23 protein-coding genes and 3 pseudogenes are annotated in these 26,451 nt (G+C 60.7%); 6 read left to right on the plus strand and 20 right to left on the minus strand.

Annotated features, from left to right (window positions below):
* Positions 1–102: 102 nt before the first annotated feature.
* Positions 103–1,626 carry an amidase gene (locus PCPL58_RS17250; protein WP_065350006.1) on the plus strand — a complete coding sequence of 508 codons (1,524 nt, stop codon included), beginning with the start codon at positions 103–105 and terminating at the stop codon, positions 1,624–1,626.
* A gap of 62 nt (positions 1,627–1,688) precedes the next feature.
* Here PCPL58_RS17250 and PCPL58_RS17255 read toward each other — a convergent pair whose 3' ends face one another.
* The 16 genes and pseudogenes from PCPL58_RS17255 to PCPL58_RS32715 all read right to left on the minus strand — a co-directional run.
* Complete coding sequence (locus PCPL58_RS17255) at positions 1,689–4,070, minus strand: glucose/quinate/shikimate family membrane-bound PQQ-dependent dehydrogenase (RefSeq protein WP_065350007.1); 2,382 nt, start codon at positions 4,068–4,070, stop codon at positions 1,689–1,691.
* A gap of 207 nt (positions 4,071–4,277) precedes the next feature.
* The gene (gene phnP / locus PCPL58_RS17260; RefSeq protein WP_065350008.1) at positions 4,278–5,027 is read right to left on the minus strand and encodes a phosphonate metabolism protein PhnP; all 750 of its coding nucleotides are present in this window, start codon (positions 5,025–5,027) and stop codon (positions 4,278–4,280) included.
* On the minus strand, positions 5,018–5,584 hold the full coding sequence (phnN, locus tag PCPL58_RS17265) for a phosphonate metabolism protein/1,5-bisphosphokinase (PRPP-forming) PhnN (RefSeq protein ID WP_024663751.1): 567 nt from the start codon (positions 5,582–5,584) through the stop codon (positions 5,018–5,020). Before phnN ends, phnP begins: the two co-directional genes overlap by 10 nt.
* Positions 5,584–6,729, minus strand: coding sequence for an alpha-D-ribose 1-methylphosphonate 5-triphosphate diphosphatase (locus tag PCPL58_RS17270; RefSeq protein WP_003432916.1), 1,146 nt, complete (start codon positions 6,727–6,729; stop codon positions 5,584–5,586). Before PCPL58_RS17270 ends, phnN begins: the two co-directional genes overlap by 1 nt.
* Positions 6,723–7,439, minus strand: coding sequence for a phosphonate C-P lyase system protein PhnL (gene phnL / locus PCPL58_RS17275; protein WP_003367180.1), 717 nt, complete (start codon positions 7,437–7,439; stop codon positions 6,723–6,725). Before phnL ends, PCPL58_RS17270 begins: the two co-directional genes overlap by 7 nt.
* Before the next feature lie 41 nt (positions 7,440–7,480).
* A complete protein-coding gene (gene phnK / locus PCPL58_RS17280; RefSeq protein WP_065350009.1) occupies positions 7,481–8,302 on the minus strand; it encodes a phosphonate C-P lyase system protein PhnK in 822 nt (273 codons plus the stop codon).
* Positions 8,299–9,171 (minus strand): alpha-D-ribose 1-methylphosphonate 5-phosphate C-P-lyase PhnJ, encoded by an 873-nt coding sequence (locus PCPL58_RS17285; RefSeq protein WP_414860616.1) that lies wholly within the window; start codon positions 9,169–9,171, stop codon positions 8,299–8,301. Before PCPL58_RS17285 ends, phnK begins: the two co-directional genes overlap by 4 nt.
* Before the next feature lie 11 nt (positions 9,172–9,182).
* The gene (locus tag PCPL58_RS17290; protein ID WP_058396777.1) at positions 9,183–10,262 is read right to left on the minus strand and encodes a carbon-phosphorus lyase complex subunit; all 1,080 of its coding nucleotides are present in this window, start codon (positions 10,260–10,262) and stop codon (positions 9,183–9,185) included.
* Complete coding sequence (gene phnH / locus PCPL58_RS17295; RefSeq protein ID WP_065350011.1) at positions 10,262–10,858, minus strand: phosphonate C-P lyase system protein PhnH; 597 nt, start codon at positions 10,856–10,858, stop codon at positions 10,262–10,264. The genes PCPL58_RS17290 and phnH overlap by 1 nt, the downstream gene beginning before the upstream one ends.
* Positions 10,858–11,322, minus strand: a complete 465-nt coding sequence (phnG, locus tag PCPL58_RS17300; protein ID WP_065350012.1) for a phosphonate C-P lyase system protein PhnG — start codon at positions 11,320–11,322, stop codon at positions 10,858–10,860. Before phnG ends, phnH begins: the two co-directional genes overlap by 1 nt.
* A gap of 14 nt (positions 11,323–11,336) precedes the next feature.
* The gene (gene phnF / locus PCPL58_RS17305; protein ID WP_065350013.1) at positions 11,337–12,086 is read right to left on the minus strand and encodes a phosphonate metabolism transcriptional regulator PhnF; all 750 of its coding nucleotides are present in this window, start codon (positions 12,084–12,086) and stop codon (positions 11,337–11,339) included.
* 36 nt (positions 12,087–12,122) lie between these two features.
* Entirely contained in the window at positions 12,123–12,911 is a 789-nt protein-coding gene (gene phnE, locus PCPL58_RS17310; RefSeq protein WP_003367163.1) for a phosphonate ABC transporter, permease protein PhnE, read from the minus strand.
* Between the two features lie 28 nt (positions 12,912–12,939).
* Positions 12,940–13,950 (minus strand): phosphonate ABC transporter substrate-binding protein, encoded by a 1,011-nt coding sequence (gene phnD / locus PCPL58_RS17315; RefSeq protein ID WP_065350014.1) that lies wholly within the window; start codon positions 13,948–13,950, stop codon positions 12,940–12,942.
* A gap of 44 nt (positions 13,951–13,994) precedes the next feature.
* Positions 13,995–14,828, minus strand: a complete 834-nt coding sequence (gene phnC, locus PCPL58_RS17320) for a phosphonate ABC transporter ATP-binding protein (RefSeq protein ID WP_044308342.1) — start codon at positions 14,826–14,828, stop codon at positions 13,995–13,997.
* A gap of 241 nt (positions 14,829–15,069) precedes the next feature.
* Positions 15,070–15,834 (minus strand): methyl-accepting chemotaxis protein, encoded by a 765-nt coding sequence (locus tag PCPL58_RS32710; protein ID WP_371124460.1) that lies wholly within the window; start codon positions 15,832–15,834, stop codon positions 15,070–15,072.
* 93 nt (positions 15,835–15,927) lie between these two features.
* Positions 15,928–16,959 (minus strand): annotated as a pseudogene (locus PCPL58_RS32715) (HAMP domain-containing protein); the annotation flags it as partial.
* 333 nt (positions 16,960–17,292) lie between these two features.
* Between PCPL58_RS32715 and PCPL58_RS17330 the strand changes: the two are divergent.
* The 3 genes and pseudogenes from PCPL58_RS17330 (at position 17,293) to PCPL58_RS17340 (ending at position 20,731) form a co-directional block, all read left to right on the plus strand.
* Positions 17,293–18,120: an HDOD domain-containing protein gene (locus tag PCPL58_RS17330; RefSeq protein WP_032609424.1), complete on the plus strand. Its 828-nt coding sequence runs from the start codon at positions 17,293–17,295 to the stop codon at positions 18,118–18,120.
* Between the two features lie 170 nt (positions 18,121–18,290).
* Positions 18,291–20,266, plus strand: a pseudogene (locus PCPL58_RS17335) (DNA topoisomerase III).
* Between the two features lie 63 nt (positions 20,267–20,329).
* Complete coding sequence (locus PCPL58_RS17340) at positions 20,330–20,731, plus strand: RidA family protein (RefSeq protein ID WP_003367150.1); 402 nt, start codon at positions 20,330–20,332, stop codon at positions 20,729–20,731.
* Positions 20,732–20,737: 6 nt separating this feature from the next.
* Here PCPL58_RS17340 and PCPL58_RS17345 read toward each other — a convergent pair whose 3' ends face one another.
* On the minus strand, positions 20,738–21,049 hold the full coding sequence (locus PCPL58_RS17345; protein WP_065350015.1) for a DUF6482 family protein: 312 nt from the start codon (positions 21,047–21,049) through the stop codon (positions 20,738–20,740).
* 205 nt (positions 21,050–21,254) lie between these two features.
* Between PCPL58_RS17345 and PCPL58_RS17350 the strand changes: the two genes are divergently transcribed.
* The gene (locus PCPL58_RS17350) at positions 21,255–21,626 is read left to right on the plus strand and encodes a PH domain-containing protein (RefSeq protein WP_003367147.1); all 372 of its coding nucleotides are present in this window, start codon (positions 21,255–21,257) and stop codon (positions 21,624–21,626) included.
* A 45-nt stretch (positions 21,627–21,671) separates the two neighbouring features.
* Here PCPL58_RS17350 and PCPL58_RS17355 read toward each other — a convergent pair whose 3' ends face one another.
* From PCPL58_RS17355 to PCPL58_RS32725, 3 genes and pseudogenes are all read right to left on the minus strand, one after another.
* The gene (locus PCPL58_RS17355; protein ID WP_065350016.1) at positions 21,672–23,468 is read right to left on the minus strand and encodes a methyl-accepting chemotaxis protein; all 1,797 of its coding nucleotides are present in this window, start codon (positions 23,466–23,468) and stop codon (positions 21,672–21,674) included.
* Positions 23,469–23,630: 162 nt separating this feature from the next.
* The gene (locus PCPL58_RS32720) at positions 23,631–24,494 is read right to left on the minus strand and encodes a methyl-accepting chemotaxis protein (protein ID WP_371124462.1); all 864 of its coding nucleotides are present in this window, start codon (positions 24,492–24,494) and stop codon (positions 23,631–23,633) included.
* A pseudogene (locus tag PCPL58_RS32725) lies at positions 24,489–25,244 on the minus strand (MCP four helix bundle domain-containing protein); the annotation flags it as partial. The gene PCPL58_RS32720 and the pseudogene PCPL58_RS32725, both read right to left, overlap by 6 nt.
* Positions 25,245–25,452: 208 nt before the next feature.
* Here PCPL58_RS32725 and PCPL58_RS17365 point away from each other — a divergent pair.
* Positions 25,453–26,397 (plus strand): DNA/RNA non-specific endonuclease, encoded by a 945-nt coding sequence (locus tag PCPL58_RS17365; protein ID WP_065350018.1) that lies wholly within the window; start codon positions 25,453–25,455, stop codon positions 26,395–26,397.
* Positions 26,398–26,451 lie beyond the last annotated feature (54 nt).

Consider the following 26,451-nt stretch of genomic DNA (forward strand, 5'->3'; position numbering starts at 1 on the left):
CAATCTGGAAAAAGAGGCGCGACGCAAATGTGTGATGCAGAGCGTCACGAAATGCATTCCCACGCGGAGCGTGCGGAACGATGACATTCGGGAGAACACTCCATGCAAAATTCGTCCGAGCTGCTCGGTAAATCCGCCACCGAACTGCGTGCGCTGATCGGCAACAAACAGCTCTCTCCGGTGGAATTGCTGGACGCCTGTATCGAGCGGATTGAAAGTCTGAACCCGAAGCTCAATGCCTTCGCCGCGACCTGTTTCGAGCGCGCCCGCGACGAGGCACTGCTGGCCGAACATGCCGTCCTGCAGGGCAAGCCACTGGGGCTGCTGCATGGCCTGCCAATCGGCATCAAGGACCTGGAAGAAACCGCCGGGGTACTCACCACCTACGGCTCGCAACTGTTTCGCGACAACATTCCCGCGCAGGACAACCTGTTCGTCGCACGCCTGCGTGCTGCCGGGGCAATCGTGGTCGGCAAGACCAATGTTCCGGAACTGGGCGCAGGCGCCAATACCCGCAATGTGGTGTGGGGCGCGACCGGTAACCCGTTCAATCCTGAACTGAACGCCGGCGGTTCCTCGGGTGGATCCGCCGCCGCACTGGCCGTCGACATGGTGCCGTTGTGCAGCGGCTCGGACACCGGCGGTTCGCTGCGCATTCCCGCCGCGCTGTGCGGTATCGTCGGCCTGCGTCCCTCACCAGGGCTGGTACCGAGCGAACGCAAGAAGCTCGGCTGGACACCGATTTCAGTGGTAGGCCCGATGGGTCGCAATGTTGCCGATACCCTGCTTCAACTGCGCGCCAGCGCCGGGTTGGGGCAGTCCGATCCGTTGAGTTATGCCATTGCCGATGACGCGTTTGCACCACGCACCGTCGACCTCAGCCAGCTGCGCGTTGGCTACAGCGAAGACTTCGGCACGTGTGCTGTGGATGACAAAATCCGTGCCGTCTTTCGAGAAAAGATCAGCGCCCTGAAATCGCTGTTCAAGTCCTGCGAATCCATCGACCTGAACCTGACCAGCGCCCATCGCACCTTCGACGTACTGCGCGCCGAAGCGTTCGTCGCCGGGCTGCAGGACGCTCACGACCGCGATCCTGATGCACTGGGGCCCAACACCCGCGCCAATTTCGACATGGGTGCCGCGATGTCACTGCAGGACTGCGTCAAGGCGCATGGCGAGCAAAGCCGGATCTTTCGCGGCTTTCAGAAACAATTCGAACACTACGACCTGATCCTCGCGCCCACCACGCCAGTCTCGCCCTTCCCCTGGAGCGAACTGTACCTGCGCGAAGTCAACGGCGTGCCTCTGGACAATTACTATCGCTGGCTGGCGCTGTGCTACACCATCACCCTGACCACCAACCCGGCGCTGTCCCTGCCCTGCGGCACCGACCACAACGGCATGCCGTTCGGGCTGCAGGTGATCGGCGGGTTCCGCGGCGACGCAAAACTGCTCGCCTGCGCCGAAGCGCTTGAACAGGCGACGGCGAATGACCCACGTTTGTCTCGCCCACGCCCGGACCTACAGAAACTGCTGGCCTCGGCGGTCGACCTGACTCACATCGTCACGCATCCGCCGGTTTACGGCGGATCGAGAACGGGCAAGCCGGAGATTGGTGCGATGTGAAAGCGGCGCAGCAAGATAAACAAGGCTGAGGGGCAGCATCTGCCCCTCAGAGGTGACATGCGTTACTTGGGTAACGCGTAGGCAATCACGTAATCGCCACGATCCGGCGATTGGCGGGCGCCGCCTGCGGTGAGCAGGATGTACTGCCTGCCGGTCTTGGGCGACACATAGGTCATCGGGCCGGACTGGCTGCCGACTGGCAGACGGGCCTTCCAGATTTCATTGCCGTTGCCGCTGTCGAAGGCACGCAGGTAGAAGTCCTGAGTACCGGCGAAGAACAGCAAGCCCGACTGGGTGGACAACGAAGCGCCCAGCGTCGGCATGCCGATCGGAATCGGCAGGCCCATGCGGATGCCCATCGGGCCTGTGTCTTTCACGGTGCCGACCGGAACCTGCCACATCAATTTTTTGGTTTTCAGGTCAATTGCCGACATGGTGCCGAACGGCGGTGCCTGGCAGGGGATGCCGACGGCAGACAGGAAACGCTGACGCATGGCCCCGAAAGGAGTGCCGGTCTGTGGCACGACGCCCATTTCGATACCGCTGGCACCGGCGGCGATCTTGTCGCGCGGGATCATGTAGTTGGCCAGGCCCAGGCGCATGTCATTGACGAACATGTAGCTGTTGGTCGGGTCAACCGAGACACTCCCCCAGTTCATGCCACCCAGCGAACCGGGGAACTGCAACGCCGGGTCGAGCCCCGGTGGCGTGTAGACACCCTCGTGACGCATGCCTTTGAAGGCGATCCGGCACATCAACTGGTCGAATGCCGTGGCGCCCCACATGTCCGACTCTTTCAAGGTCTGGTTGCCGATCGACGGCATGTCCACCGAGAACGGCTGGGTAGGCGAATAGCGTTCGCCCGGCACGTTACCTTGCGGCACAGCGCGCTCCTCGACACGCGAGATCGGCACGCCGGTTTCGCGGTTGAGCAGGAAGATCTCGCCCTGCTTGGTGACTTGTGCCAGTGCCGGCTGGGTACCGCCCTTGCCGTCCGGGATGTCATACAGCAACGGCTGCGCCGGAATGTCGAAGTCCCACAGATCGTGGTGAGTCATCTGGAAGCTCCAGCGCACCTGACCGGTCTTGACGTCCACCGCCACGACTGACGAGGACCACTTGTCATCCTGCTCGGTACGCGTCCCGCCGAAGAAGTCGGGTGTTGCGTTACCGGTCGGCAGGTAGATCAGGCCAAGCTTGTCATCGTAGGACATGGCCGACCAGACGTTAGGCGTGCCACGGGTATAGGTTTCGCCTGCGGGCGGACGTTTGGTGGTATTCGGATTACCCGGATCCCACGCCCAGACCAACTCACCCGTGTGCACGTCGTAGGCGCGTACTACGCCCGGTGGCTCACCGGTAGAGAAGTTGTCGGCAACACGGCCACCGACAACCACTACATTGCCCGCCACCAATGGCGTCGAGGTTTGCTGGTAGTAGCCCTCCTTGACTTCGCCCATGTCGGTTTTCAGATCAACCACGCCTTGACTGCCGAAGTCCTTGCAGGTCTCGCCCGTCTTGGCGTCGAGTGCGATCAGACGCGCGTCGCCAGTCGGCAGGAACACGCGCGCGACGCATGCGCCTGAGACTGATGGTGCTGGCGCATTGGCTGTCGCTGCTTCGGCTACAGGTGCCGCGAAGTAGCCCAAGCCTCGGCAACGTTGCCAGTTGGGCGCACTGCCCTGAGGATCGAATTTCCAGCGCTGTGTGCCGGTATCTGCATCGAGTGCGAAGACCTTGCCGTAAGCGGTGCAGGTGTAAACCGTGTCGCCGATTTGCAGCGGGGTGTTCTGATCCTCTGCGCCGGCCCCGGTACTTTGCGGGATGTCGCCGGTATGAAAGGTCCAGGCAACCTGCAGCTTGTCGACGTTGCTTTTGTTGATCTGATCCAAAGCGGCAAAGCGATTGCCCGCCGGGGTATTGCCCCAGTGCGCCCAGTTCTTCTGCTCGGAGCCCGGAGCCACCGGAATCACATCAGGCATGCTGGCGGCGCTGACCACATGGCTCGGGACGAACATATAACCGATGGTCGCCACAACACCAATGGCCAACAGACCGGCCAGGCCATAGGCACCGCGGCCTGCCTGAGCACCCGAGGCGCGAACCAGTGTCGGATAGATCAGTGCCACCACCAGGCCGATAACGGCGAAGGTCAATACTCGGGAAACCAGCGGCCAGTAATGCAGGCCTGCATCCCAGACAGCCCAGATGACGGTCAGTATCAGGGCAATGCCATACAGTAACGCACCTTTGGGCTTGCGGGCGGCGATCAGTGCACCACTGACCAGCATCGCCAGGCCCATCAGCAGGAAGAACCAACTGCCGCCAAGCGCTACCAGATAGCCACCGCCACCTGCCAGCCCGAGTCCGATCAAGGCGATCAACCCACCCAGTCCAGGCAGCAGGAACCTGCCGGCTGCCCCTGTATTTTGCGCATTTGTCATTTTTCAAACCTGTCGGATTTTCACAGGCGCGCAGAATGTACTAAACGGTTCATTAAGACAAATTGTCGCAGCCTGTCAGGCATGGTTAAAGTCATGGCCGAGCGACATCAGGCAGACTCAGGTTACTGACAGGACCGGGCAAGGCCGCGAGGCGTCTGGCGCGATGGATTGCGGGCGATCAGCGAACAGAATTTTCGCGCCAGCGTCTTACAGGATCATCCTGTCCTGACCGACGAACACTTGATCAGGCAGTTGCCCCGCTCGCCCCATCAACCACGCATCCAGCGTATGGCCGACATGCGTCAGCACCGCCCTGCCCGGTCGCAGACACTCGATGGTTTGCAGCGCCAACGTCAAGTCGTTGTGATTACGTGGCGGCTGAGGCTGTGGAGGCATCGAGCAGTCGAGCACCAGCAGGTCCAGCGGTCCACGTTGCAGATACTCGCGGGTGTCGTCGGGCAAGCCGACGGTGTCGGTTAGGTAGGCAAAACGTTGCCCGTCGCCTTCGAACAGGTAACCGAACGTAGGTTTTGAGTGCGCCAGTGGCAGCGCTGTGACCTGCAACGCACCCAGTGCACGGCGTTCGAAGGCCGCGAATGGCTGGCTGAAATCCAGAATACCGGGGTGTTTGTAGAGGTCGGCCAAGCCTTCCGGATCCGCCGGGCCGTGGACCGGAATCACCAGCCCCTGGCCCCAGCGCAGGTGCAACAGCCCCTGCGCATGGTCGGCGTGATAGTGCGTCTGCAGAATCCCGCTCAGGCTGCGCGGTGGGAAACGCTCGGTGAGGTCGGTCAGGCCGCTGTCGATCAACCAGCGTTGGTCGGCGCACTCGATCAGCGCGCTGCACGGCAAGCGGCGCAGATCATGGTCGGCCCGCGCGGCAGCACACGCCACGCACTGACAACCGTAGACCGGCACCTGTCGGGCGTCACCGGTGCCCAACAGGGTCAGGCGCATGCGTGACGCTTGTCGAGCAAGCCGAGCAGCGTGGCAACGGTGTGTTGCAGATCAGCGGAATTATCCAGCGGGAAAACCTGCGGATTGCTCGCCAGCAAATCCCCGGCAAAGCGCGAGTTGCGCGCAAGGCGCTCCTCGATTTCCGCGAGGCTTTCCCGGTTGCGCGCCAGCAGGCGCTTGCGTAACACCTCCTGATTGACGGTCAGCAACACCGCCAGCAGCGTGGGATAGCGCGCCTGCGCCTTTTGCAGATGCGCCCTGGAGCCGTTGATAAGGACGTCATGGCCTTCCAGCAGCCACTGATCGATCTCGACGGGAATGCCGTAGTGAAGACCATTGGCCTGCCAGCTCAAGGCGAACGCGCCTCGCTCGCGCATCTGCTCGAACTGCTCGACGGTCACCGCCTGGGCTGCCTCGCCCACCGCTTCGGCGGAACGGGTGATCACCCGCCGAACGACCCGGCAATCACGTTGCGCCAGGGTATCCCGGGCCGCGTCCAGCAGGCTGTCCTTGCCTGATCCGGACGGCCCGATGAGATAGATCAACCTGCCAACCATCAAAACACCCTCTTGCCTTGTCGCCAGACCCTGTCGATAACCGGCAGGCCGGCATGATCACGCGCCTGGATCAGATCAGCGCGCAGCCCCACACGTATTTCACCACGATCCGCCAACCCGGCAGCCACGGCCGGCGTACGGCTGACCATGTTGATCGCCTGCGGCAGGTCACATGCGTTGTCCTGAGCGGCGAGCATGAATGCAGACTGCAACAGGCTGGCCGGGTAGTAATCGCTGGACAGAATATCCAGCAACCCGTCACGGGCCAGCGATGCTGCCGCCACGTTACCGGAGTGCGAGCCGCCGCGCACGATGTTCGGTGCGCCCATCAACACGCTCATGCCCAGTTGCCGACAGCCACGGGCCGCTTCGAGCGTGGTCGGGAACTCGGCGATGTTCATGCCGAAACCTGCCGACTCCTCGACATGCGCCATGGTTGCATCGTCGTGACTGGCAATCGACAGGCCGCGCGCCAGGCACAGTTCGACAATCGCACGCCGGTAACGGTCGGCGTACTCGTTGGAGTTGGCCACCTGTTCAACGATGAAACGGTCCATTTCCTCATTGTTCATGTGGTACTTGCCCATGTAGTACTCACGGTACTTGGACTCCAGGGCAAACTGACGCTGGCCGGGCGCGTGGTCCATCACCGAGACCAGTTGCACCAGTGGCTGGTCCACCAGATCGCGAAACACGCTCAAGGTGTCCGGGTGACTGACCTCGCAGCGCAGGTGCAACACGTGCTCGGCGCGAGTCAGGCCTGCCGCATTGGCGTCGGCAATCGCCTGTAGCATGGCGGGCAATTGCTGCATGCGCTTGCCTTTGGGGTTGATGTCGCCGATCGACAGCGCGTCGAACACCGTGGTGATGCCCGCCGCGACGATTTGCGCATCGTGGCTGATCACCGCCGACATCGACGGCCAGTCGACACCCGGACGCGGCGACAGATGCTTTTCCAGGTTGTCGGTGTGCAATTCCACCAGCCCCGGCAGCAGGTAATCGCCCTGCATGTCCTGGGCCTGACTCAACTGGCTGCATCCACTCTCGACCTCGGCAATCAGGCCGTCACGGACCACCACAGTGCCGGTGAATACCTGCTCGGCCGTCACCACGCGGGCGTTACTGAAAACCTGTTCATTCAGCATTGCAGCAACTCCTTGGCGGTAAGGTCCACCGGGGTCATGTCGAGTTGACGATTGGCGACAGCGTCACGGGCGTCGCGGTCATGGAAGATACCGATCAGGGCGGCACCGGCCTGTTTGGCCTCGTCGACCAGTTCCAGCACCACCCGGCGATTGGCGTCGTCCAATGACGCAGTCGGTTCGTCGAGGAGCAGCACCGGCCACGGCACCATGAACGCGCGCGCAATGTTGATGCGCTGCTGTTCGCCACCGGAAAACGTGCTGGGCGCCAACGGCCACAGGCGCTGCGGAATATTCAGCCGCCCCAGCAGCAGTTGCGCGCGCTCCTGCGCCTGTTCACGGGACCAGCCGCGCGCCAGAGCCGGTTCCATGACCACGTCCAGGCTGGACACACGCGGAATCACGCGCAGGAACTGGCTAACGTAGCCGAGCGTTTTGCGCCGCACCTCAAGCACCTGGCGCGGGGTTGCGCCGACCAGCTCGGTCCACTCGCCTTCATGCTGCACGCGAATGCTGCCGGCGGCAGGCAGGTAGTTGCCATACAGGGTGCGCAGCAGCGTGCTCTTGCCCGCGCCGGATTGCCCGCTGAGCACCAGGCATTCGCCGGCGCGCACCGAGAAATTCAGGCCGCGCAGCACATTGAGGACCACGCCGTTGTGCTGATGCAGGGTGAAGGTTTTCGACAGGTCACGGACCTCGATCAAGGTTGTCATCGGGCTCACCTCATCTGTACAGGCTGTTCGGACAGTGCGACTCATGGCTGCAATACCGAGGACACCAACAGTTGCGAATACGGGTGTTGCGGGTCATCGAGAATCTGGTCAGTCAGGCCGCTTTCGACCACTTCCGAGCGACGCATGACCATCAACCGGTCGGCGAGCAGCCGCGCGACCGCCAGATCGTGGGTAACGATGACCACGGCCAGATCCAGCTCCCGCACCAGGCCGCGCAACAAATCGAGCAAGCGGGCCTGCACCGACACGTCGAGCCCGCCGGTGGGTTCGTCCATGAACACCAGTCTGGGGCTGGAGACCAGATTGCGGGCGATTTGCAGGCGCTGCTGCATGCCGCCGGAAAAGGTCCGCGGCAGGTCGTCGATGCGCTGCGGATCGATCTCCACCTGGATCAGCCAGTCCAGCGCGGCACCCCGCAACTGCTGATAATTACGTACCCCCTGCGCCATCAGACGCTCGCCGATATTGGCGCCGGCCGACACGCCCATGCGCAGGCCATCGCGCGGGTTCTGTTCGACAAAACCCCACTCGGTGCGCAGCAAGGTGCGCCGCTGCGCCTCACTGGCGCTGTACAGGTCGAACCGGTCGCCCGCCTTGCTGCGATAGTCGATGCTGCCGCGGTCCGGCGGGCAACGTCCGCTCAACAGCGAGAGCAGCGTGGATTTCCCCGAGCCGGACTCGCCAACGATGCCCAGCACTTCGCCGGGGTACAGATCGAAACTGACGTCCTGACAGCCCTTCTGCACACCGTACAGGCGAGTCAGGCCGCGTACCTTGAGCAGCGGCTGCACCGCGTCAGGAAGGCGCCCGCCCGCCGCGTCCAATGAACGTGCACTGATCATCGGTCGTTCTCCTGCTGTTTGACGCGCTGGGCGCAGTAATCGGTGTCGGAGCAGACAAAGCTCTGCGTCCCGGCATCGTCGAGAATCAGCTCGTCGAGAAAGGAATCATGACTGCCGCAGATCGCACAGCACTGCTCCCAGCGCTGCACCTCGAACGGGTGATCTTCAAAGTCCAGGCTTACTACTTGCGTATACGGCGGCACGGCGTACAGACGCTTTTCGCGCCCCGCACCGAAGAGCATCAATGCCGGGCTCATGTGCAGCTTGGGGTTATCGAATTTGGGAATCGGCGACGGGTCCATCACGTAGCGTTCATCGACCATCACCGGGTAGGCGTAACTGGTGGCGATATGGCCGAAGGTGGCGATGTCCTCGTAGAGTTTGACGTGCATAACGCCATAATCATCCAGCGCGTGCATGGTCCGGGTCTCGGTTTCCGAGGGCTCGATGAAACGCAGCGGCTCGGGAATCGGCACCTGATAGACCATGATCTGATCGGCCTGCAGCGGCGTTTCCGGGATCCGGTGACGGGTCTGGATGACGGTCGCCTCAGGCGTGCGCTCGGTGGTAGCGATGCCGGCCGTGCGGGCAAAGAAACGCCTGATCGAGACAGCGTTGGTGGTGTCGTCAGCGCCCTGATCGATGACCTTGAGCACATCATCAGCGCCCAGGATCGCAGCGGTCAGCTGCATCCCGCCAGTGCCCCAGCCATACGGCAGCGGCATTTCCTGCCCGCCAAACGGCACCTGATAACCGGAGATCGCCACCGCCTTGAGCAAGGCGCGACGAATCATGCGTTTGGTCTGCTCGTCCAGATAAGCGAAGTTGTAGGCCTCATCCCGTGCAGGCCTTTGCTGTGCGGTGTTCATCGGTGCATTACTCATTGGTCGCTCCCCGGTTTCGGTGCAGACTTGCGCAGCTTGCGGATCAACTCCAGTTCGGACTGGAAATCGACGTAATGCGGCAGCTTGAGGTGCGAGACGAAACCCGCCGCTTCGACGTTGTCGCAATGCGCCAGGACGAACTCTTCCTGCTGGGCCGGTGAGCGGACTTCTTCGTTGAATTCCTCGGCGCGCAGCGAGCGGTCCACCAGCGCCATGCCCATCGCCTTGCGCTCAGCGTTGCCGAAGGCAAGGCCGTAACCCCGGGTAAACTGCGCGGGTTCGCTGGCCGAGCCGACGAACTGATTGACCATCTCGCATTCGGTGACTTCAATGTCGCCAATCGCAATCGGGAAGCCCAGTTCTTCAGGTTCGATCCAGACTTCCACCTCGCCGACGCGGATTTCCCCGGCGAACGGGTGATTGCGGCCATAACCGCGCTGGGTCGAATAACCCAGCGCCAGCAGGAACCCCTCATCGCCACGCGCCAGCGCCTGCAGGCGCTGGGCACGACTGGACGGATACTCCAGCGGTTCGCGGGTGATGTCCGCCACGCGCTCACCGTCGTCGACTTCGGGCTTCATAAGCCCTTCCTTGGCCAGCAACCCGAGCACTCGCGGACAGGGCTCAAGGGTGGCGTGCGGGGTAACTTCCGGGCCCGGGTGCTCGCCTTCGGCCAGCAAGGTGAAATCCAGCAGGCGGTGGGTGTAGTCGAAGGTCGGCCCCAACAATTGACCGCCGGGGACGTCCTTGAACGTGGCCGACAGGCGACGGTTGAGCTGCATGTTCGAGGTGTCGATGGGCAGGCTGGCGCAGAAGCGCGTCAGCGTGGTGCGATAGGCACGCAGCAGGAAGATCGCTTCGATCAGATCGCCCGCCGATTGCTTGATCGCCAGCGCAGCCAGTTGCGGGTCGTACAGCGAACCCTCGCTCATGACCCGCGCGACCGCCAGCGGCAGTTGCTGGCGGACCTGCTCGACGTCGAGTTCGGCAATGCCGGTGTCGCCACGACGCCTGCTGGCCAGCAGACGGTGAGCGTTATCGATGGCCTGTTCGCCACCCTTGACCGCGACGTACATCAGGCACACTCCTGCACACGGGTGCTGCGTGGCAAGCCGACCAGTCGATTGCCAGAGACAAAGAACACATCCAGCCCGCAAGGGAAGACATTACATGCTTCACGTGCAGCCCAGAAACCTTCATCCAGCGGCAACGCCACCGAATGGTGTCGCTCGATGCCGGGACCGCTCCAGGCAAGCATCCGCCCGCCTTCCAGGTCAGGCAGCTGGATCAGCAAGGTGCAGGATTGATCCGGGTAGCGATCATTGCCGGTATCGAAATCGTGCAGTTGCAGAGCAGTCGATGCATCGAGCAACGCGAAGCGGGCCGCGTGCCGGTCAGTGACAATCGGGCTGCCGCAATGAAAGGCAATGTTTGCGCGAATCGCCGGGGTATCGAATGCCGGCGCCAGCCACACTGGCGTGTCCAGGTCCAGCAACGCCAGGCACAGGGCATGGGTTGCACTGTCCAGGCCCTGCAAGGCCGGCGGTTGGTGCGCGGTGGGCAGGGTCTGAATCACGCCCGGCCCGGACAACGCCTTGAGGGCGACGCGAAAACTGCGCTGGGCGTCCAGTACCGGATCGGTGAAGGCAGGTTGCAAAAGGACGGCATTCATCAGTCTTCTCCTCGGACCAGGGTAAAGAATTCGACTTTGGTGGCAGCGGCCTCCGCGTCCTTGCGCGCCCGACGCTCGGCTTGCGCACGCGCCAGCGGCTCGATCAGTTCGGACAGCCACCAGGCCTGCTGCGCGCCCTGCAAATGCGCGTCGGCCAGAGCCGCCAGTTCGGCGTGGCGCTTGTCGCGTCCGGCCAGATAGCTGTAGCCGGTGCGACCATCGGCCAGACGCACCACACAGCGCGTCACACTCATTTCGCCGAGGTTGAAAGCTGAACCGGTGCCGCCCATACGGCCCCGCACCAGGGTCATGCCGATTTCCGGAGCGCGGATCATCTGGTAATCGGTGTCGCGCAACGCCGCTTCGTGACGCTGCAATCGCTCGCGACTCGGCTCATCGATATGGGCACGTGCCAAGACGCCCATCCAGTGCTGACGTGCGGCTGTTTCAGGGGATGCTTGCATGGAACACCTCGGGGTCAGTCCGTCGTTGGGTGGCCAGCCATCTGGCTGTCGGCAATCGGGTTGAATGCCACTTGGTACTGGAAGCGGTCTGAACGGCTGACCGAGCGTGAAAGCTCTACGGGCCGCCCCGACCGGTCACACGAAACCGTCAACACCGTCAGCGCAGGCATGTGTCGGGGCATCAGCAGCAACCCGGCCTCTCCGCGGGACGGCAAGCGGGCACCGATCAGGCTCTGTGCACGGCTCAACGGCAACTCGCGCTCGGCCAGGTACTGGCGTACCGAGCCGCCCTGATACTCAGCCAGCAACTCGCTGTAACGGGCGCTGTAGCGATGGCAGATCAGACTCACGGCCTGTCCGTCCAGCTTGCGCAAGGTCTGCAGTTCAATCAGTGGCGCATGCTCGGCCAGCCCCAGATGCAGCGCATCTTCCTGGCTGGCGAGGCATTCGCGGCGCACCAGCAGCACGGCCTCGACCCCGATGCCCTGCGCCGACAGCGACTTGCTATAGGCGCTTTCGGCCTGCATCGGGTAGATCAACGGGCGTTCCAGTACCTGAGTGCCCTTGCCCTGCCGGCGCAGCACACTGCCCTCGCGGACCAGTTCGTCGACAGCACGGCGAATCGTGTGGCGGTTGACGCTGAAGCGTTCGGCCAGCTGAAACTCGGCGGGCAGGTAATCGCCAGGCAGGTACGTGGCCAGCTCGTCACGCAGCGTCTCAGCCAGTTCCAGGTACATCGGCTCATCTTGTCTAGACAACTGCATGGTTAAAAAAAGTGTTCATTGAACACCCCTCTTCTGTCAGATGAATTGCTTGCGCAGGCGCTGCGACATGATGTCGATGACGCTTACCACAACGATGATCACCAGCAGCACGGCGCTGGTCTGGACGAACGCAAAGGCGCGAATGTTTTCCCAGAGGATAACCCCGATGCCCCCTGCGCCGACCATCCCGACCACGGTTGCCGAGCGCACATTGGATTCGAACCGGTATAGAGCATAGGAGATCCACAGCGGCATGACCTGCGGAATGACCCCGTAGATGACTTCCTGCAAGGCGCTGGCACCGGTGGCGCGCACCCCTTCGACCGGTCCGGGCTCTATGGCTTCGACAGCTTCGGCGAACAGTTTGGCGAGGACCCCGGTGGTGCTGATCCACAGTGCCAGCACCCCGGCGAACGGCCCCAGCCCGACGGCGACCACAAACAGCATCGCGAACACCATCTCGTTGATCGAACGAAAAGCGTCCATGCAGCGCCGCAGCGGCAGATGAATCCACCACGGCGTGATGTTCTCGGCGCACAGGATGCCCAACGGTATCGAGCAGACAATCGCCAGCGTCGTACCCCACAGGGCGATCTGGATAGTCACCAGCATTTCCTTGAGGTAGCTGCGCCACTCACGGAAGTCCGGAGGGAAGAAATCGGCGGCGAATGTAGCCATGTTCGACGAGTCGCGAACCAGTGCCATCGGGTTCATTTCTGCGCCCTGCCAGGCCCAGGCCAGTGCAGCGAGCAACAGGCCCCAGCCCAGATAACGGGACCAGTTGGGTTTGCCTGCAACCTGGGCGTAGGCAACGTGAGTGGTCATGACGAACTCCTGATCGTGAACGGCTGGCTCAACCTGCGGAGCTGCCTGCGGTTTTCTGGTTCAGCTCAGTGATACGCTCCTGCAACTTGCTCAGGCTGGCATCGATATCCTTGAGACGGGCAGTTTTCTCCTGGGCGTCCAGCGTGGTGCTGGCAGCCACTTCGGTGCGCTGCTTGAACAGCTCGAGCTGGCGGATGGGCAGCAATTGGTCATCGCTGGACTTGAGAAACTTGCCCATCTGCATGTTCTTCAGGACGGTTTTCTCTTCATCGGTATTGCCATAACTGGTGAAGAACTCACGAATCTTTGCCTTGTCCTGGTCCGACAGCGCCTTGCTCCAGACAATCGGGTCGGCCGGGATCAGCGGCGATTTCCAGATCACCTTGAGTTGCTCGACCTTGTCGGGTTGGGTCACAGCCAGGCGATCCCAGCTTTCGGTATTGAAGGTCGCAACGTCCAGCTGCCCCTTGGCAACACTCAGGGCGTTGACTTCATGACTGGAGTTCAAGGTGCGCTTGAAGGCAGTGGACGCATCGACGTGGTTTTTCGCAAACACGTAATAACCTGGCACCAGATAGCCCGAGGTGGAGTTCGGGTCGCCGTTGCCGAAGGTCAGGCTCTTGGCATTCTTGAGCATGTCTTCGACGCTATTGATCGGGCTGTCCTTGCGCACGATCAGCAGGCTCCAGTAACCCGCGTCACCGTTGGCTGCGGAGGTCTGGGCAAAGATCTCGCCGTTGGAGCGGTCCACCGCTTCCATCGCCGCCTTGTTGCCCAGCCAGGCCACGTCCACCTTGTTGAAGCGCATGCCCTGAATAAGGCCGGCGTAGTCCGAAGCGAAGGTGGCATTGACCTTGAGACCGGTCTTGCGGCTCATGTCATCGAGGAACGGCTGCCAGATACTTTTCAGGTTTTGCGAAGACTCGGTGGACATGATGCCGAAATTGATGGCTTTTTCTTCTGCGGCCTGGACGGTGCCCAACGCGTAGGCAGTCAGCAAGGCGGCAGAGGCGAGAAGACGACCGATACGCTTGAACATGCAGGCTCTCCGGAAAATGTCAGGTGGGGGATGTTGAAAGGACGTCAGACCTTGGCCAGCGTCAGGCTGGCTTTTTGCCGCACGCGCCGGCTTCGTTCGGTGATCATCAGACTCGCGTCCGCGTCTGCACCGTAGAGGTCGTTGAGGAACTGTTTGCTGAGCTCCTGCGCCAGACCATCAAAATGAATACGCCCGGATTTGAGCGCCACCGCACGCGGGCAATAGCGCACGGCATAATCGACCTGATGCAGGGTCACCACGACCGTCTTGCCGTCGCGGCGGTTGATGTCGGCGAGGATTTCCATAACGCGGCGGGCCGATTCCGGGTCCAGTGAGGCAATCGGTTCATCGGCGAGGATCACTTCGGCGCGCTGGGTCAAGGCGCGGGCAATCGCTACCCGCTGCTGCTGCCCGCCGGACAGGGTCGAAGCCCGTTGCGCGGCAAGGTCCGCCAGCCCGACCCTTTCCAGCGCGGCCATTGCACGCTGTTTTTCCTCGTTGTTGAACAGCGCCAGACTGCCGCGCCAGCGTGGCATGCGCCCCAGACAACCGAGCAGGACGTTGTCCAGCACGCTGAGGCGATTGACCAGATTGAATTGCTGGAAGATATAACCGATATCGGCGCGCAGACGTCGCACCTGGCTGTTGAGGCGGCCGGAGGACTGAACCTCGCGGCCCAATACCTGAACCTGACCGCCATTGCTGCGATCACAGCACGCCAGACCGGCGAGATGCCGAAGCAGCGTTGACTTGCCCGAACCGGAAGCGCCAATCAGCGCGACCATCTCACCAGGTTGTATAGACAACGCGAGATCAATGAGAGCGCTTTTGTGGGAAAAGGTCTTGTTCAGGCCTTGTACATGAATGGCTTCGTTCATGAGGCTTCTCGGTCTGTGCACGACCCGGGACAGGTCGCATTTGGTTGTCAACCAAACTGAACCTGTGTTGTTGCAGCCTCATGAACCGCGAGTGACCAAGTGATAACAGTTTGTCACCAATCGTGTGGCAACGTACAGCGGTGGGACCCTCATCCGCTGCATTGCCACGCTGAAGCATTGGGACTGAAAGAAGCCCAGGCAGCCGCTCCCGGTACTGCGGAGCGGCGCAAACGCAGCCGGATCAGATCCTGAAGCTGCCCACCAGTTGCTGCAGACGCGCAGCCTGCTCTTCCAGGGAGTTGCAGGCATCCAGGGTCTGGCGCAGGTTGTCGACGCCCAGCTGGTTGAGGGTGTTGATGTGAGTGATGTCGACATTGATCGACTCGACCACCGAGGTCTGCTCTTCAGTTGCCGCCGCGACCGACTGGTTCATGCCATTGATCTCTTCGATGCGGCGGGTCACGCTGCTCAGACGCTCGCCGGCCAGATTGGCGATGCCGACGCTGTCCTCGCTCTGACGCTGGCTCTCGGTCATGTTGGTCACTGCTTCGCGAGCGCCGACCTGCAGCTCTTCGATCATGGTCTGTACTTGCTGGGCAGAATCCTGAGTGCGGTGCGCCAGGTTGCGCACCTCGTCGGCCACTACCGCAAACCCGCGCCCTGCTTCACCGGCACGCGCCGCTTCGATGGCGGCGTTGAGCGCCAGCAGGTTGGTCTGCTGGGAAATGCTGGTGATCACTTCAAGAATCTGCCCGATGTTGGCGGTCTTGCCATTCAGGCTTTCGATGTTCACGCACGACTCGCTGATCTTGCCGGACAGCTCGTTCATCGCCTTGATAGTCTGCTGCACAACGTTCTGGCCGTCGCTGGCCAAGCCGCTCGCATCGCTCGACTGCTGCGAAGTGCGCGCCGCATTCTGGGCGATTTCCTGGGCAGCGGCACCCAATTCGTTGATCGCCGCTGCCACGCTTTCAGTGCGATTGGCCTGCTGGTCGGAGTTGCCCATCGACGCGTTGGAGACCTTGACCACCCGGGTGGCAACCTCGCCCAATTGCGCGGCAGTCGAAGCCACTTCGCGGATCGAGGTATGGATACGTTCGACAAAATGGTTGAACGACTCGGCCAGTGCGCCGAATTCATCCTGCGAAGTGATGGCCAGACGCTTGGTCAGATCGCCCTCGCCATCGGCGATATCACGCATCGCGCGGCCCATCTGATGCAGGGGTTGCATCAACACCCGGATCAACAGGCCCAGCAACAGGATGATCACCATCACCACAACCACCATCGCAGTGATGGCCGAGGTACGGAACTCGGTCAACATGGCGTAGGCGGAATCCTGCTCCAGTACCAGTGCCACGTACCAGTTGGCCGTCGAGACACCTTGAACGGGCGTGAAGGAAATGATCTCGGGCTTTTTACCGGAGTCGATTTCACTCACCCCGGCAGCAATTTTCGGCGTATTGGTCGGGTAGGCTTCACTGATGTTCTTGAGCACCAGCTTGCTGTCCGGGTGCACCAGAATCTTGCCGTCGGCGCTGACCAGAAACGCATAACCATGGCCATCGAAGTTCAGCGAGTTGATGATCTTGGTGACGTTGTCCAGAGCGATATCGGCACCGGCCACGCCCACGAACTGATTCTGGAACTTGACCGGTGTGGCCATGGTCATGACCAGCTTGCCGGAAGATGCCGCGATGTAGGGTTCGGTCACAATGGTGCCGGGGGCATTCTGTGCCGCCTTGTACCAGCCACGCGCACGCGGATCGTAGTCAGATGGGCGATTGGCCGACGGCACCGAGAACATCACGCCATCGGTGCTGCCAAAGTAGCTCAGCTGAAAACTGTCACTGTAGGCAGGCAGGCCGATGGCGCGCTGCAACTGGGGCAGTTCCTTGCCATCCGCGGCGATTTGCTGCGACATCGATTGCAGCAATTGCATGCGGCTTTCCAGCCAGGTTTGAATGTTCTGCGTGGTGAGCGTACCCAGTTGTTGCAACTCGGACTTGACGCTGGATTTGAGCGACTGACGCTGTCGATAGTCATTGACGACAATGAATACACTGAACGCCACGACCACAATCAATGCAGCGGCGAGAAGAATCTTTTTGCTGAAACCCAGACTTTTCATAGCGGTTACTTCCACGGCAAAAAACCAATAAGGACGATCTCTGGATCGCCAATCAAACTTCACAACAGTGCCGTCTATTTCACATTACAACCCACAGGCCGTTCAGCAACCGGAGCCGATACGTCTGCCACGGCGTCAATCACCAGGCAGGTCCGAGTATCGAAACCTTACAGAGACGCTTGTATCGCCATATCGGCGCGATCCACGAGTCCTTGATTATTTTTTTCGTCGCAGGTCGAGACGCCCTTCCCACAATCGACACTCAAGCGTGCAGAACAGGAAAAACTGGCTATGGTTGAAATCATCCCCCGCCCTGCACAGGATGGTCTCGCCATGCCAAGTATCGAGCAACTTTTTGACGGTTTGCATAGCCTCCCGAGTATTCCCAAAGTGGCTCAGGATCTGATGCTGCAATTTGACAATCCCTCTTCGAACCTGGAAAGCATTGCCCGCAATATAGAGAAAGACCCGGTGATTGCGGCCAAGGTATTGCGTCTGGCCAACTCGGCGCGCTTTCGCGGCTCAAGGGAATCCTCGAGTATCGAAGACGCGGCCATGCGCCTGGGTTTCAATACGCTGCGTACGCTGGTGATGGCCTCGGCAGTGACCGGTGCATTCAAGGCCGGGCCGAGTTTTGATCTCAAGGGGTTCTGGCTGAAAAGCTTTCAGGTAGCAGGAATCTGCCGGATGCTGGCGAAACAGACGGGCGCCGACCCTGAAATCGCCTTTACCTGCGGGGTGATGCATAACATCGGTGAGTTGCTGATCCAGACCGGCGCGCCCGATGTTGCCGAACGCCTGAACAACGCCGCCAAAGCCGGGACGCCAGGACGTGCGGCCAGCGAAACCCTGCAACTGGGTTTCAGCTACCCGGAAGTCGGTGCAGAGCTGGCCAGTCGCTGGCATTTGCCCAAGGTTATTCAACAGGCTATCGCCTATCAGGCAACGCCGATGAGGGCTCCGGCTGACGCATCGCTGCCGAGGATCGTCGCCCAGGCCATTACCATTTCGGATGCGCTGGAGGCCCACGGCGGCGCGACACCTCAGGCGCAGCAGGCGTCAGGCGGTCCGCTGATGGAAGGCATCGATCTGGACGCGCTGTTTGCCGGGTTGCCGGCGGTGCTGGAAGCAGACAAGGCGTTCTCCGAATTACTGAACTGAACCAAAAGCAATTCTCCAGGCTGACCAGCGTATGCGGGCATGGCGTCAGGCGGTCCATTTTTGAGGCCGTATAGCGCGTTTATCTGTATATCCATACAGATAAACCTTGCCCGCTACGCATTCAACGTTCATCCTTGCAGCCCTTGCACCGGTAATCGACGACGGTAGTCATGCGGCTGTTTCTCTGCGAAAAACCTTCCCAGGCCAAAGACATTGCGGCTGCGCTCGGCGCGACCCGGCGTGGCGATGGCTGCTGGGTGGGTGCCAATGCGACGGTCACCTGGTGCATCGGCCACCTGCTGGAAACCGCCCCGCCCGACGCCTACGATGCACGTTACAAACGCTGGGTACTGGAAGACCTGCCCATCGTGCCGGAAAAATGGAAAATGCTGGTCAAGCCCAGAACCGCCAGCCAGTTCAAGGCAGTCAAGCGGCTGCTGGGTGAAGCCCGGGAACTGGTGATAGCCACCGACGCCGACCGTGAGGGCGAAATGATCGCCCGCGAACTGATCGAGCACTGTCGCTATCGCGGGCCGATTCAGCGTTTGTGGCTGTCGGCACTGGATGACGCCTCGATCCGCAAGGCGCTGGCGGCGCTCAAGCCCGGTGCCGATACGTTCAGCCTGTATCACTCGGCGCTGGGTCGATCACGCGCCGACTGGCTGATCGGCATGAACATGAGTCGCCTGTTTACACTGCTGGGTCGACAATCCGGTTATCAGGGCGTGTTGCCAGTAGGTCGGGTACAAACCCCGACCCTGCGACTGGTGGTAGACCGTGATCGCAGCATCGCCGACTTCGTCCCGGCGCCCTACTGGGCTATCGACGTCAGGCTGCTGCATGACAATCAGGCGTTCATCGCCCAGTGGCGCGCACCATCGGATGCCTGCGACGACCAGGACCGTTGCCTGAACTAGGCGCTTGCGCAACAGGCTGCGCACGACATGCGCGGCGCGGCCAGCGCACGACTGGTCAAGCTGCGCACGAGCGCATTCGCGAAGCGGCGCCTTTGCCGTTCGACCTGGGCACCCTGCAGGAAATCTGTTCGAAGAAGCTCGGGCTCGGCGCGCAGGAAACCCTCGACATCGCCCAATCCCTGTATGAAACCCACAAGGTCATCACTTATCCGCGCAGCGATTGCGGGTACCTGCCGAACAGTCAGCATGGTGAAGCCGCAGGCATTATCGCGGCGCTGTGCAAGGCCGACCCTGCGCTGGCAGGCCTGTCGCCGCACCTCGACCCACAACGTCGATCACGGGCCTGGAATGACAGCAAAGTGACTGCCCACCACGGCATCATTCCCACCGCGGCGGTGCGCGGCGTAGAACGTCTGACCGGCAAACCGCGAGCGGTGTATACCCTGATCAGGGCGCGTTACCTGGCGCAGTTTCTGCCCAACCACGAATTCGATCGCACCCAGGCTGACTTCGACTGTGCAGGCCACGCGCTGCGTGCGGTGGGCAAGCAGATTGTCGAGCCAGGCTGGAAGCGTGCGATGCCCGAAGCGCTGGCCCCGGCCAAGGGTCGCGAAGCGCCTGCCCCGCAGCCGTTGCCGGCATTATTTCAGGGCTGCGAGTGTGTGGTCGCCGAGGTCATCCTCAAGGACCTCTGGACCCAGCCGCCCAAGCCGTTCACCGAGGGAGACCTGATCAAGGCAATGAAGAACGTCGCCAGACTGGTGGAAGACCCGCTGCTCAAACAGAAGCTCAAGGACACCACCGGCATTGGCACCGAAGCCACACGCGCCGGGATCATTCAAGGCCTGCTGGACCGTGGCTACCTGACCAAGCAAGGCAAGTCGCTGTGCGCAGCACCGGCAGCCTTCAGCCTGATCGACGCCGTGCCCCGTGCCATCGCCGATCCGGGCACCACCGCCATCTGGGAAAAGGCGCTGGACATGGTCCAGAGCGGCGAAATGAGCCTTGAAGAGTTCGTCGCCAAACAGGCGGCGTGGATGAGCAAACAGGTCAGCCGTTGCGTCGGCATGCGTATGAGTATCAGCGGACCAGCCAGCCCCGCAGGCGTTACACCGCCCTGGAAGAAAAAGCGCAAGACCACTAAACGGCCCGCAAAGACCTCCACCGCCACGACGGATACTGCGGCGAAAAAGCCGCGGCGCGCTGCCAGACCGGCCGCCAAGGCGTAGGCCGGAACAGCGATAACCAGATCAGCCATTGCACATTCAAGCGTTACGAACAGGTGTTACAACATGTCAGACCGAGAGCTCATCATTCCGTCCACCATGCAGTCGATCATGGACCGTGCAGGCTATGCACCTGCGGTCAGGGTTGGGGATACCCTGTACTGCGCGGGCCAGGTGGGGCGTACGCGGGATATGGAAGTCATCCTCAACCCGGAGGCGCAGTTCATCGCCTGCTGGGAGAATCTGCGCACGGTGCTCGCCGAGGGCGGTTGCACCTTCGAGGATATAGTCGACATGACGACTTACCATGTCGCCATGAGCGAACACATGGCGGTCTTTCGTGAAGTAAAAAACCGCATATTCCCGCGTGGCCAGTGCGCCTGGACCTGCATCGGCGTTGCCGAACTGGCGCACCCCGGGTTGCTGCTCGAAATCAAGTGCGTTGCGATCAGGCGCAACAACGCCTGATCGACATCACAGACTCGAGCGCAGGGGTATCTCGTGCCGCGAAGTTTGTGCCTGGACATCGTCCAGACCGACCATTTCGTCATGCGCCACGGCCTGGGTCATGAACAGTTTTACTTCAGAGACCGAAGACAGCACCTTGCGCGCCTCTTCCACCGAAGCAACGTGCAGGGTTTTTCCGCTCGAATCTTCCACTGGCACAGACTTGCCCTCGAGCTTTGCGTGCAGCACGTAGGAACCGCCTTCCATGGAGATCAGATCGAGTTCACGAACCGTTTGATCCTTTACATGTTTGGTCAGGTCTTGAATGTTCAAAGTCACACCTCCGGTGGCGTTCTGGAAATCAGCGCCGCTTGAAAATGGAGCTTTTATTGGCGCAAACGTTCAGTCGTTTGGGGGACGGCCAGCCTGAATATCCATGTCGCAAATACATGAGACAGGTTGAGCGATGTTATTCTGCGGCGGCTTCGGACACCCGGCTGCGCACGTCGCGTACCCCCCCGAACAGATATTCAAGGATAGACAGATGATCGACTTCAACAACAAGGGCTTCTTCAAACTCAAACAGAATGACGAATACGCGGACCGGGTCAAGGACCTGCTGCTCGACGGCGAAGAGGTTATCGATGCCTACAAGTCCATGCGTGATGGCGTAGTGTTCACGAGCAAACGCATCATTGCGGTCAACGTCCAGGGGCTGACAGGCAGCAAGAAGGACTTCACCTCCTTGCCGTACAAGAACATCGTGGCGTGGTCGGTCGAGACGTCGGGTACGTTCGACCTGGACTCTGAACTGGAAATCTACTTCTCGGCGGTCGGCAAGGTAAAATTCGAATTCACCGGCAAGACCTCAATCGTTCAGATATCCAGGTACATCTCCCAACACCTTCTGGGCTGAAAAACGCCATCAGCCTGCGCATGGCGCAGGCCCTGGCATCTTGGGTCACTTGCCCAACAGCAGCGCTGCGTCGAAGCCCATCCGCAAGTTGCCCCAGTGGCGCCCCTCGAAAAAGAACGGCACATCGATTTCGGTCATGATCTCTCCGGTATCGCGCAAATAAGTCTGCAACAGAAAACGCTGCTTGTTGCCTGCGGCGCGCAGACCAATCGGGTCGGAGAACATGCGTTTGTTGCGGCACACTGGCAGATCGACTTCGCGGTTGCCGGTAGGCTTTTGCGATACCCAACTGTTGTTGACCGGGCAATAGCCTTTGCTGTCGACGATGAAGGTGACCTTGCCGCCGCGTGTGCCCTTGGTCAGCTTGTCGCATTCTTCCTGGCAGACTTGCGCAAAACGCTCGGTGTAACCGGTGTTGTATTGTTTGGGGTCTGTGCCCGGAATCAGCTTGTAACTCTGATCGAACAGATTGGCGCCCTGTTTGTGCAGCTCGGCCAGGCGTACTTGCAGAATGTCACGGCACTGACTGGCGCGAGTGATCGCCGCATCCAGTTCGCCATGCCCAAGCACGAAACGCCCCAGCAGCGCCTGCACTTGCTCAGCCACACTGGACAGATCCCGAGTAGCCGTTGCGGAGTGCTGCATGCGCTGATCGATGGCCTGGCTATCGGAATAGATCCGCGTTACCCGTTCATTGATCCCTGTGTTGGTAGAGGCGAACTGCTGAATGTGTGCAGCGATGTCGGCGAGCTTGTCGTTGGTCGACTCGAAATCGCCGATCATGCTCTCGAAATGGCCGGATGCGCGCTCCACCACCAGTTGGGTTTCACGGGCGCTGTGGCTGATCTGGATGGTCTGTTCGTGTGTGGAACTGACTTCCTGAAGCATCGCATCGATGTTGCGCGAGATGTCGTCAGTGGCTTTGCTGACGTTTTGCGCCAGCGTGCGCACCTCGTCGGCCACCACCGCAAAACCTCGACCACTCTCCCCCGCCCGCGCCGCTTCGATGGCCGCATTGAGCGCCAGCAGGTTGGTTTGCGAAGAAATCTGCTGAATCAGCCCGACAATCGACTTGATGCTTGATGAACGCTCATTCAGGCCGGAGACCAGCCCACCGAACTCGTTGAGACTGGTGGATATCTGGCTGATATTGCCGGTCACCTCAAGCAGTTCGGCGTAAGAGTCGCGTGCCATGCTCAGATTCTGCGCAGTGGTGCTGGAAATACCCTGGGTCTGCTGCGAAACATCCTCGATGCTGCCCACTGCCATATTGCTCTGGTCCATCACTTCTCTGGCGAAGCGTGCCTGATCGGTCGCGCTGTCGCTGGAGTCACTGATGTTCTTCAGCGAACGCGCCGACTCGACGGCGATCTGCACAGTCAGCCCCTGAATGCTGCTGATGATCTCGCGCTGTTTGGCCAGAAAGAGATTGCAGGTACTGGCCAGCCCGCGAATTTCATCATGGGTGAGCAGCGGCAGATCCCTTGATAGATCACCTTCGCCACTGGCGACCTCTTCGAGCGCGCGAGTCATGGACATCACCGGACGCACGATCAGGTGGCGGAAATACCACACCATGAAGCTGACCATGACCAGCGTGAACAGGGTGCTCAGCAGAATTGCGTTGCTCAGCAGATCGAGCTGACTCTGGATCACGCCCAGCGCGACAGGGTCCGTTTGCGTGCCGCGCAATTGCAGCATGATGTCGGAACGAATGTTCAGCGCCACCCAATACAGCAAGGCGCTGACCAGGACCAGCAGGAAAAGGCTTGATAGCTTCTTGGTCAGCGTGTTGAAAAACTGCTTTTCAACTGACTCGTACAAAGCCTTTAACGTCTGCATTTTCCTGCTCCTGGGTAAAAGGGTGATTCTCGTGCGATGGTTAACGTCTGTCGCGACCAAAGCTTTAATGCGTTCGCCTTCAGCGGAGGCGGAAAAACTTCGACCACACAGCTCGCGGCGCTTTTCGCGCCGCAGAGTACTGCAGAGCTGGGCAATTTGATATCACAGTTGAAAGCGATCAACCGATTGTGAAAGCTGCCCGGCCATCAACGACAGTTCATCAGTGGTACTGGCTGTCTGGCCGATGACACGGCTATTGCCCTCGGACATGCTGGCAATCATTTCTACCTGATGGGCGATTTCGTTGCTGGCCAGGCTCTGCTCGCCAATGGTACGGGTGATGTCATTGACCAACTGCGTGGTGCTCAATGTGGCATCCAGGATATCGCTGATCGCACGCTCCACTTCAGCGGTGACCGCCATGCCCTTGTCGACCTGGGCCACGCCGGCTTCCATGCTGGTAACAGCCTCGCGGGTGCTCTGCTGAATGCGCGCGACCATGGTGGTTATTTCCTGAGTGGAAGCACTGGTGCGCCCTGCCAGGCTGCGCACCTCGTCGGCCACCACGGCAAAACCACGGCCCTGCTCGCCAGCGCGGGCAGCTTCGATGGCCGCGTTGAGCGCCAACAGGTTGGTCTGGTCGGCAATGCCCTTGATGACCTGAATAATATTGAAGATGCCTTCCGAATCCTTGTCCAGCGTGCGGATCACCTGAGCCGACTGCTGTGCCGAACGGGCAATGCTGTCCATGTCACTGACCACCTGATGGATCACCTTACCGCCGTTCTTGGCCAGGGATTCTGCCTGACTGGCCATATCCAGTGCCTGCCCCGCATGTCGGGTGATTTCTTCAATGCTTGCGGTCATCTCGCTGGTCGCCGCCGACATGGTGCCAGCTGCTGAACTCTGTTGCCGGCTGCTGTCGGCCACCTCATGGCAACCACTGCTGAGCTGACGGCTCATGCCACTGACGTCATTGGCATTGCTGCGCACCACTTCGATCATGCTGCGCAGATCACGCTGCATGATCGCCAGGCTGCGAATCAGCATGCTGGCTTCGTCACGGCCACTTGACTCGGCGATGGGTTCGCGCAGGTTGCCATGGGCAATACTGTCGGCAATACGGCTGGCGGACGCGAGCGGGATCATGATGCTGCGCGTCACCCAATGCCCCTGCACCAGCAGCAGCAAAATACTGATCGAAAGCACGATTACCAAGGTGACATTGGCACTAAGAGTGGTCTGACGGGTGCGTTCGCCGCTGGCTTTGGCGTTGTCCTCGATCAGGTCACTCAAGCTCGACATCTGCCCCTCCAACTGCGTGAAGGCACTGGAAAAAGTACCCAGCTCTTGCTGCGCGCGGTCCGGGCTGTCGATGGCCAGCCCGACAATTCGCTCGCCTGCGCTGATATAAGCGTCGAGGCTTGGCTTTATCCTGCTCAGCTCTGCCTTGATGGCATCAGTGAGCGGCAATTGCAGGTTATCGCCCACGACCTTGCGAAACAGCGCGGCATGCTCTTTGAGGGATGCCTGCACTTCGTCACGCGTACTGTTGCTCTTGCCCAGGCCGAACAGCATCGCTGACAGCACATCGGCGCGCAGCGCATCGTGCATCATGTCGGCTTCGAGGTGATTGCCCAGTGCAGCCATGCTGACTTCACTGTCGAGCATCGCCGCCTCCATGCGCGTATTACCCAGGTAGTTGACCAGGCTGATGATCATGACGGTCAGCACACTGGTGCCTATCAGCAAGAACAGACGTAGTTTTATCGACATCCTGTAGCCCCTCCGGTCAATGAAATAACGCGAGCTGCGGATTGCTCTTATTCAAGAGCTTATCGACGCACGTTGCCAGATACTTAAGCTTATTTAACGGATATTGCCGAATCCGCAGACGATCACGTTGAACGTCAGGCCTGACGCCGCTCTGTAACGCGTCTATGGTGAACTGAGGACATTCAATCCACACACAGGAGCCAGCACCGTGCCTGACAAGAAGTTCGCCATCGATCTCGCCTACCGGCCCCGCCTTGCCGACCTCAAACCGCTGACGTCGACTACCACGCTGCTAGAACCTCAGGCGCTGGCCGCACCACGCACTACACCGGCAAGCGACTTGAAAAAACGCACCGGCTACGCCGAGAACTTCCTTGGTGATTTCATCGTGCCCTGGCCGACCACCGACGAAGAACTTGCGCCTGATGTCTACCCTTTGAAGAACACCGGTAATCGCCTCGATTACACGCACTTTTCCATCACCATGTCGCGCAGTCGGCGTCTGGCGCTGTATGTCGGCGTCAACATTGATGGTGCCAACAGCGTAGAGGTCAAACGCAGCAAGGATTCCTGGGCATTTGACGGCCGCCTGCCCGCCGAGGCGCAGATTGGCGAAAGTGTGTACGCCGACAACCTGCTGGATCGCGGCCATCTGGTTCGGCGTCAGGACCCTAACTGGGGCAAGGAAGCCGAAGTTGCCAACAGCGATACCTTCCACTTCACCAACTGCTCGCCGCAGATGGGTGCGTTCAATCAGAAGACCTGGCTGGAGCTGGAGGACTACATTCTCGACAACACACGACGCTGGAAGTCACGGGTAACGGTGTTTACCGGCCCCGTGCTGCGCGACGACGACCGCAGCTACCGCAATGTCAAAATCCCTTCGGCATTCTGGAAAGTCGTGGCGTTTCTCGGCGATGACGGCAAGCCTTCGGCCAGCGCCTATATGATCGACCAGACCCTCGAGCTGGGTAAGCTGGACATCATGTTCGGCCCGCTCAAAACCTGGCAACGCAGCGTGGCGCAGATCGAGCAACTCACCGGTATCCGTTTTGGCGATCTGTCCAGCTACGACGGTTTCTCCAACGAAGAGCGCCTGACCGGCACACGCATCGAAGCCCAGATCCGCGGACCACAGGATATTCGGGTCTGACTTGCCGGTAAGCGCGGCCTACTCCACGTTCGATCCCGAGTGTGCAGCAAGGAC

Source organism: Pseudomonas cerasi (assembly GCF_900074915.1).
GTDB classification, from domain to species: Bacteria; Pseudomonadota; Gammaproteobacteria; order Pseudomonadales; family Pseudomonadaceae; genus Aquipseudomonas; species Aquipseudomonas cerasi.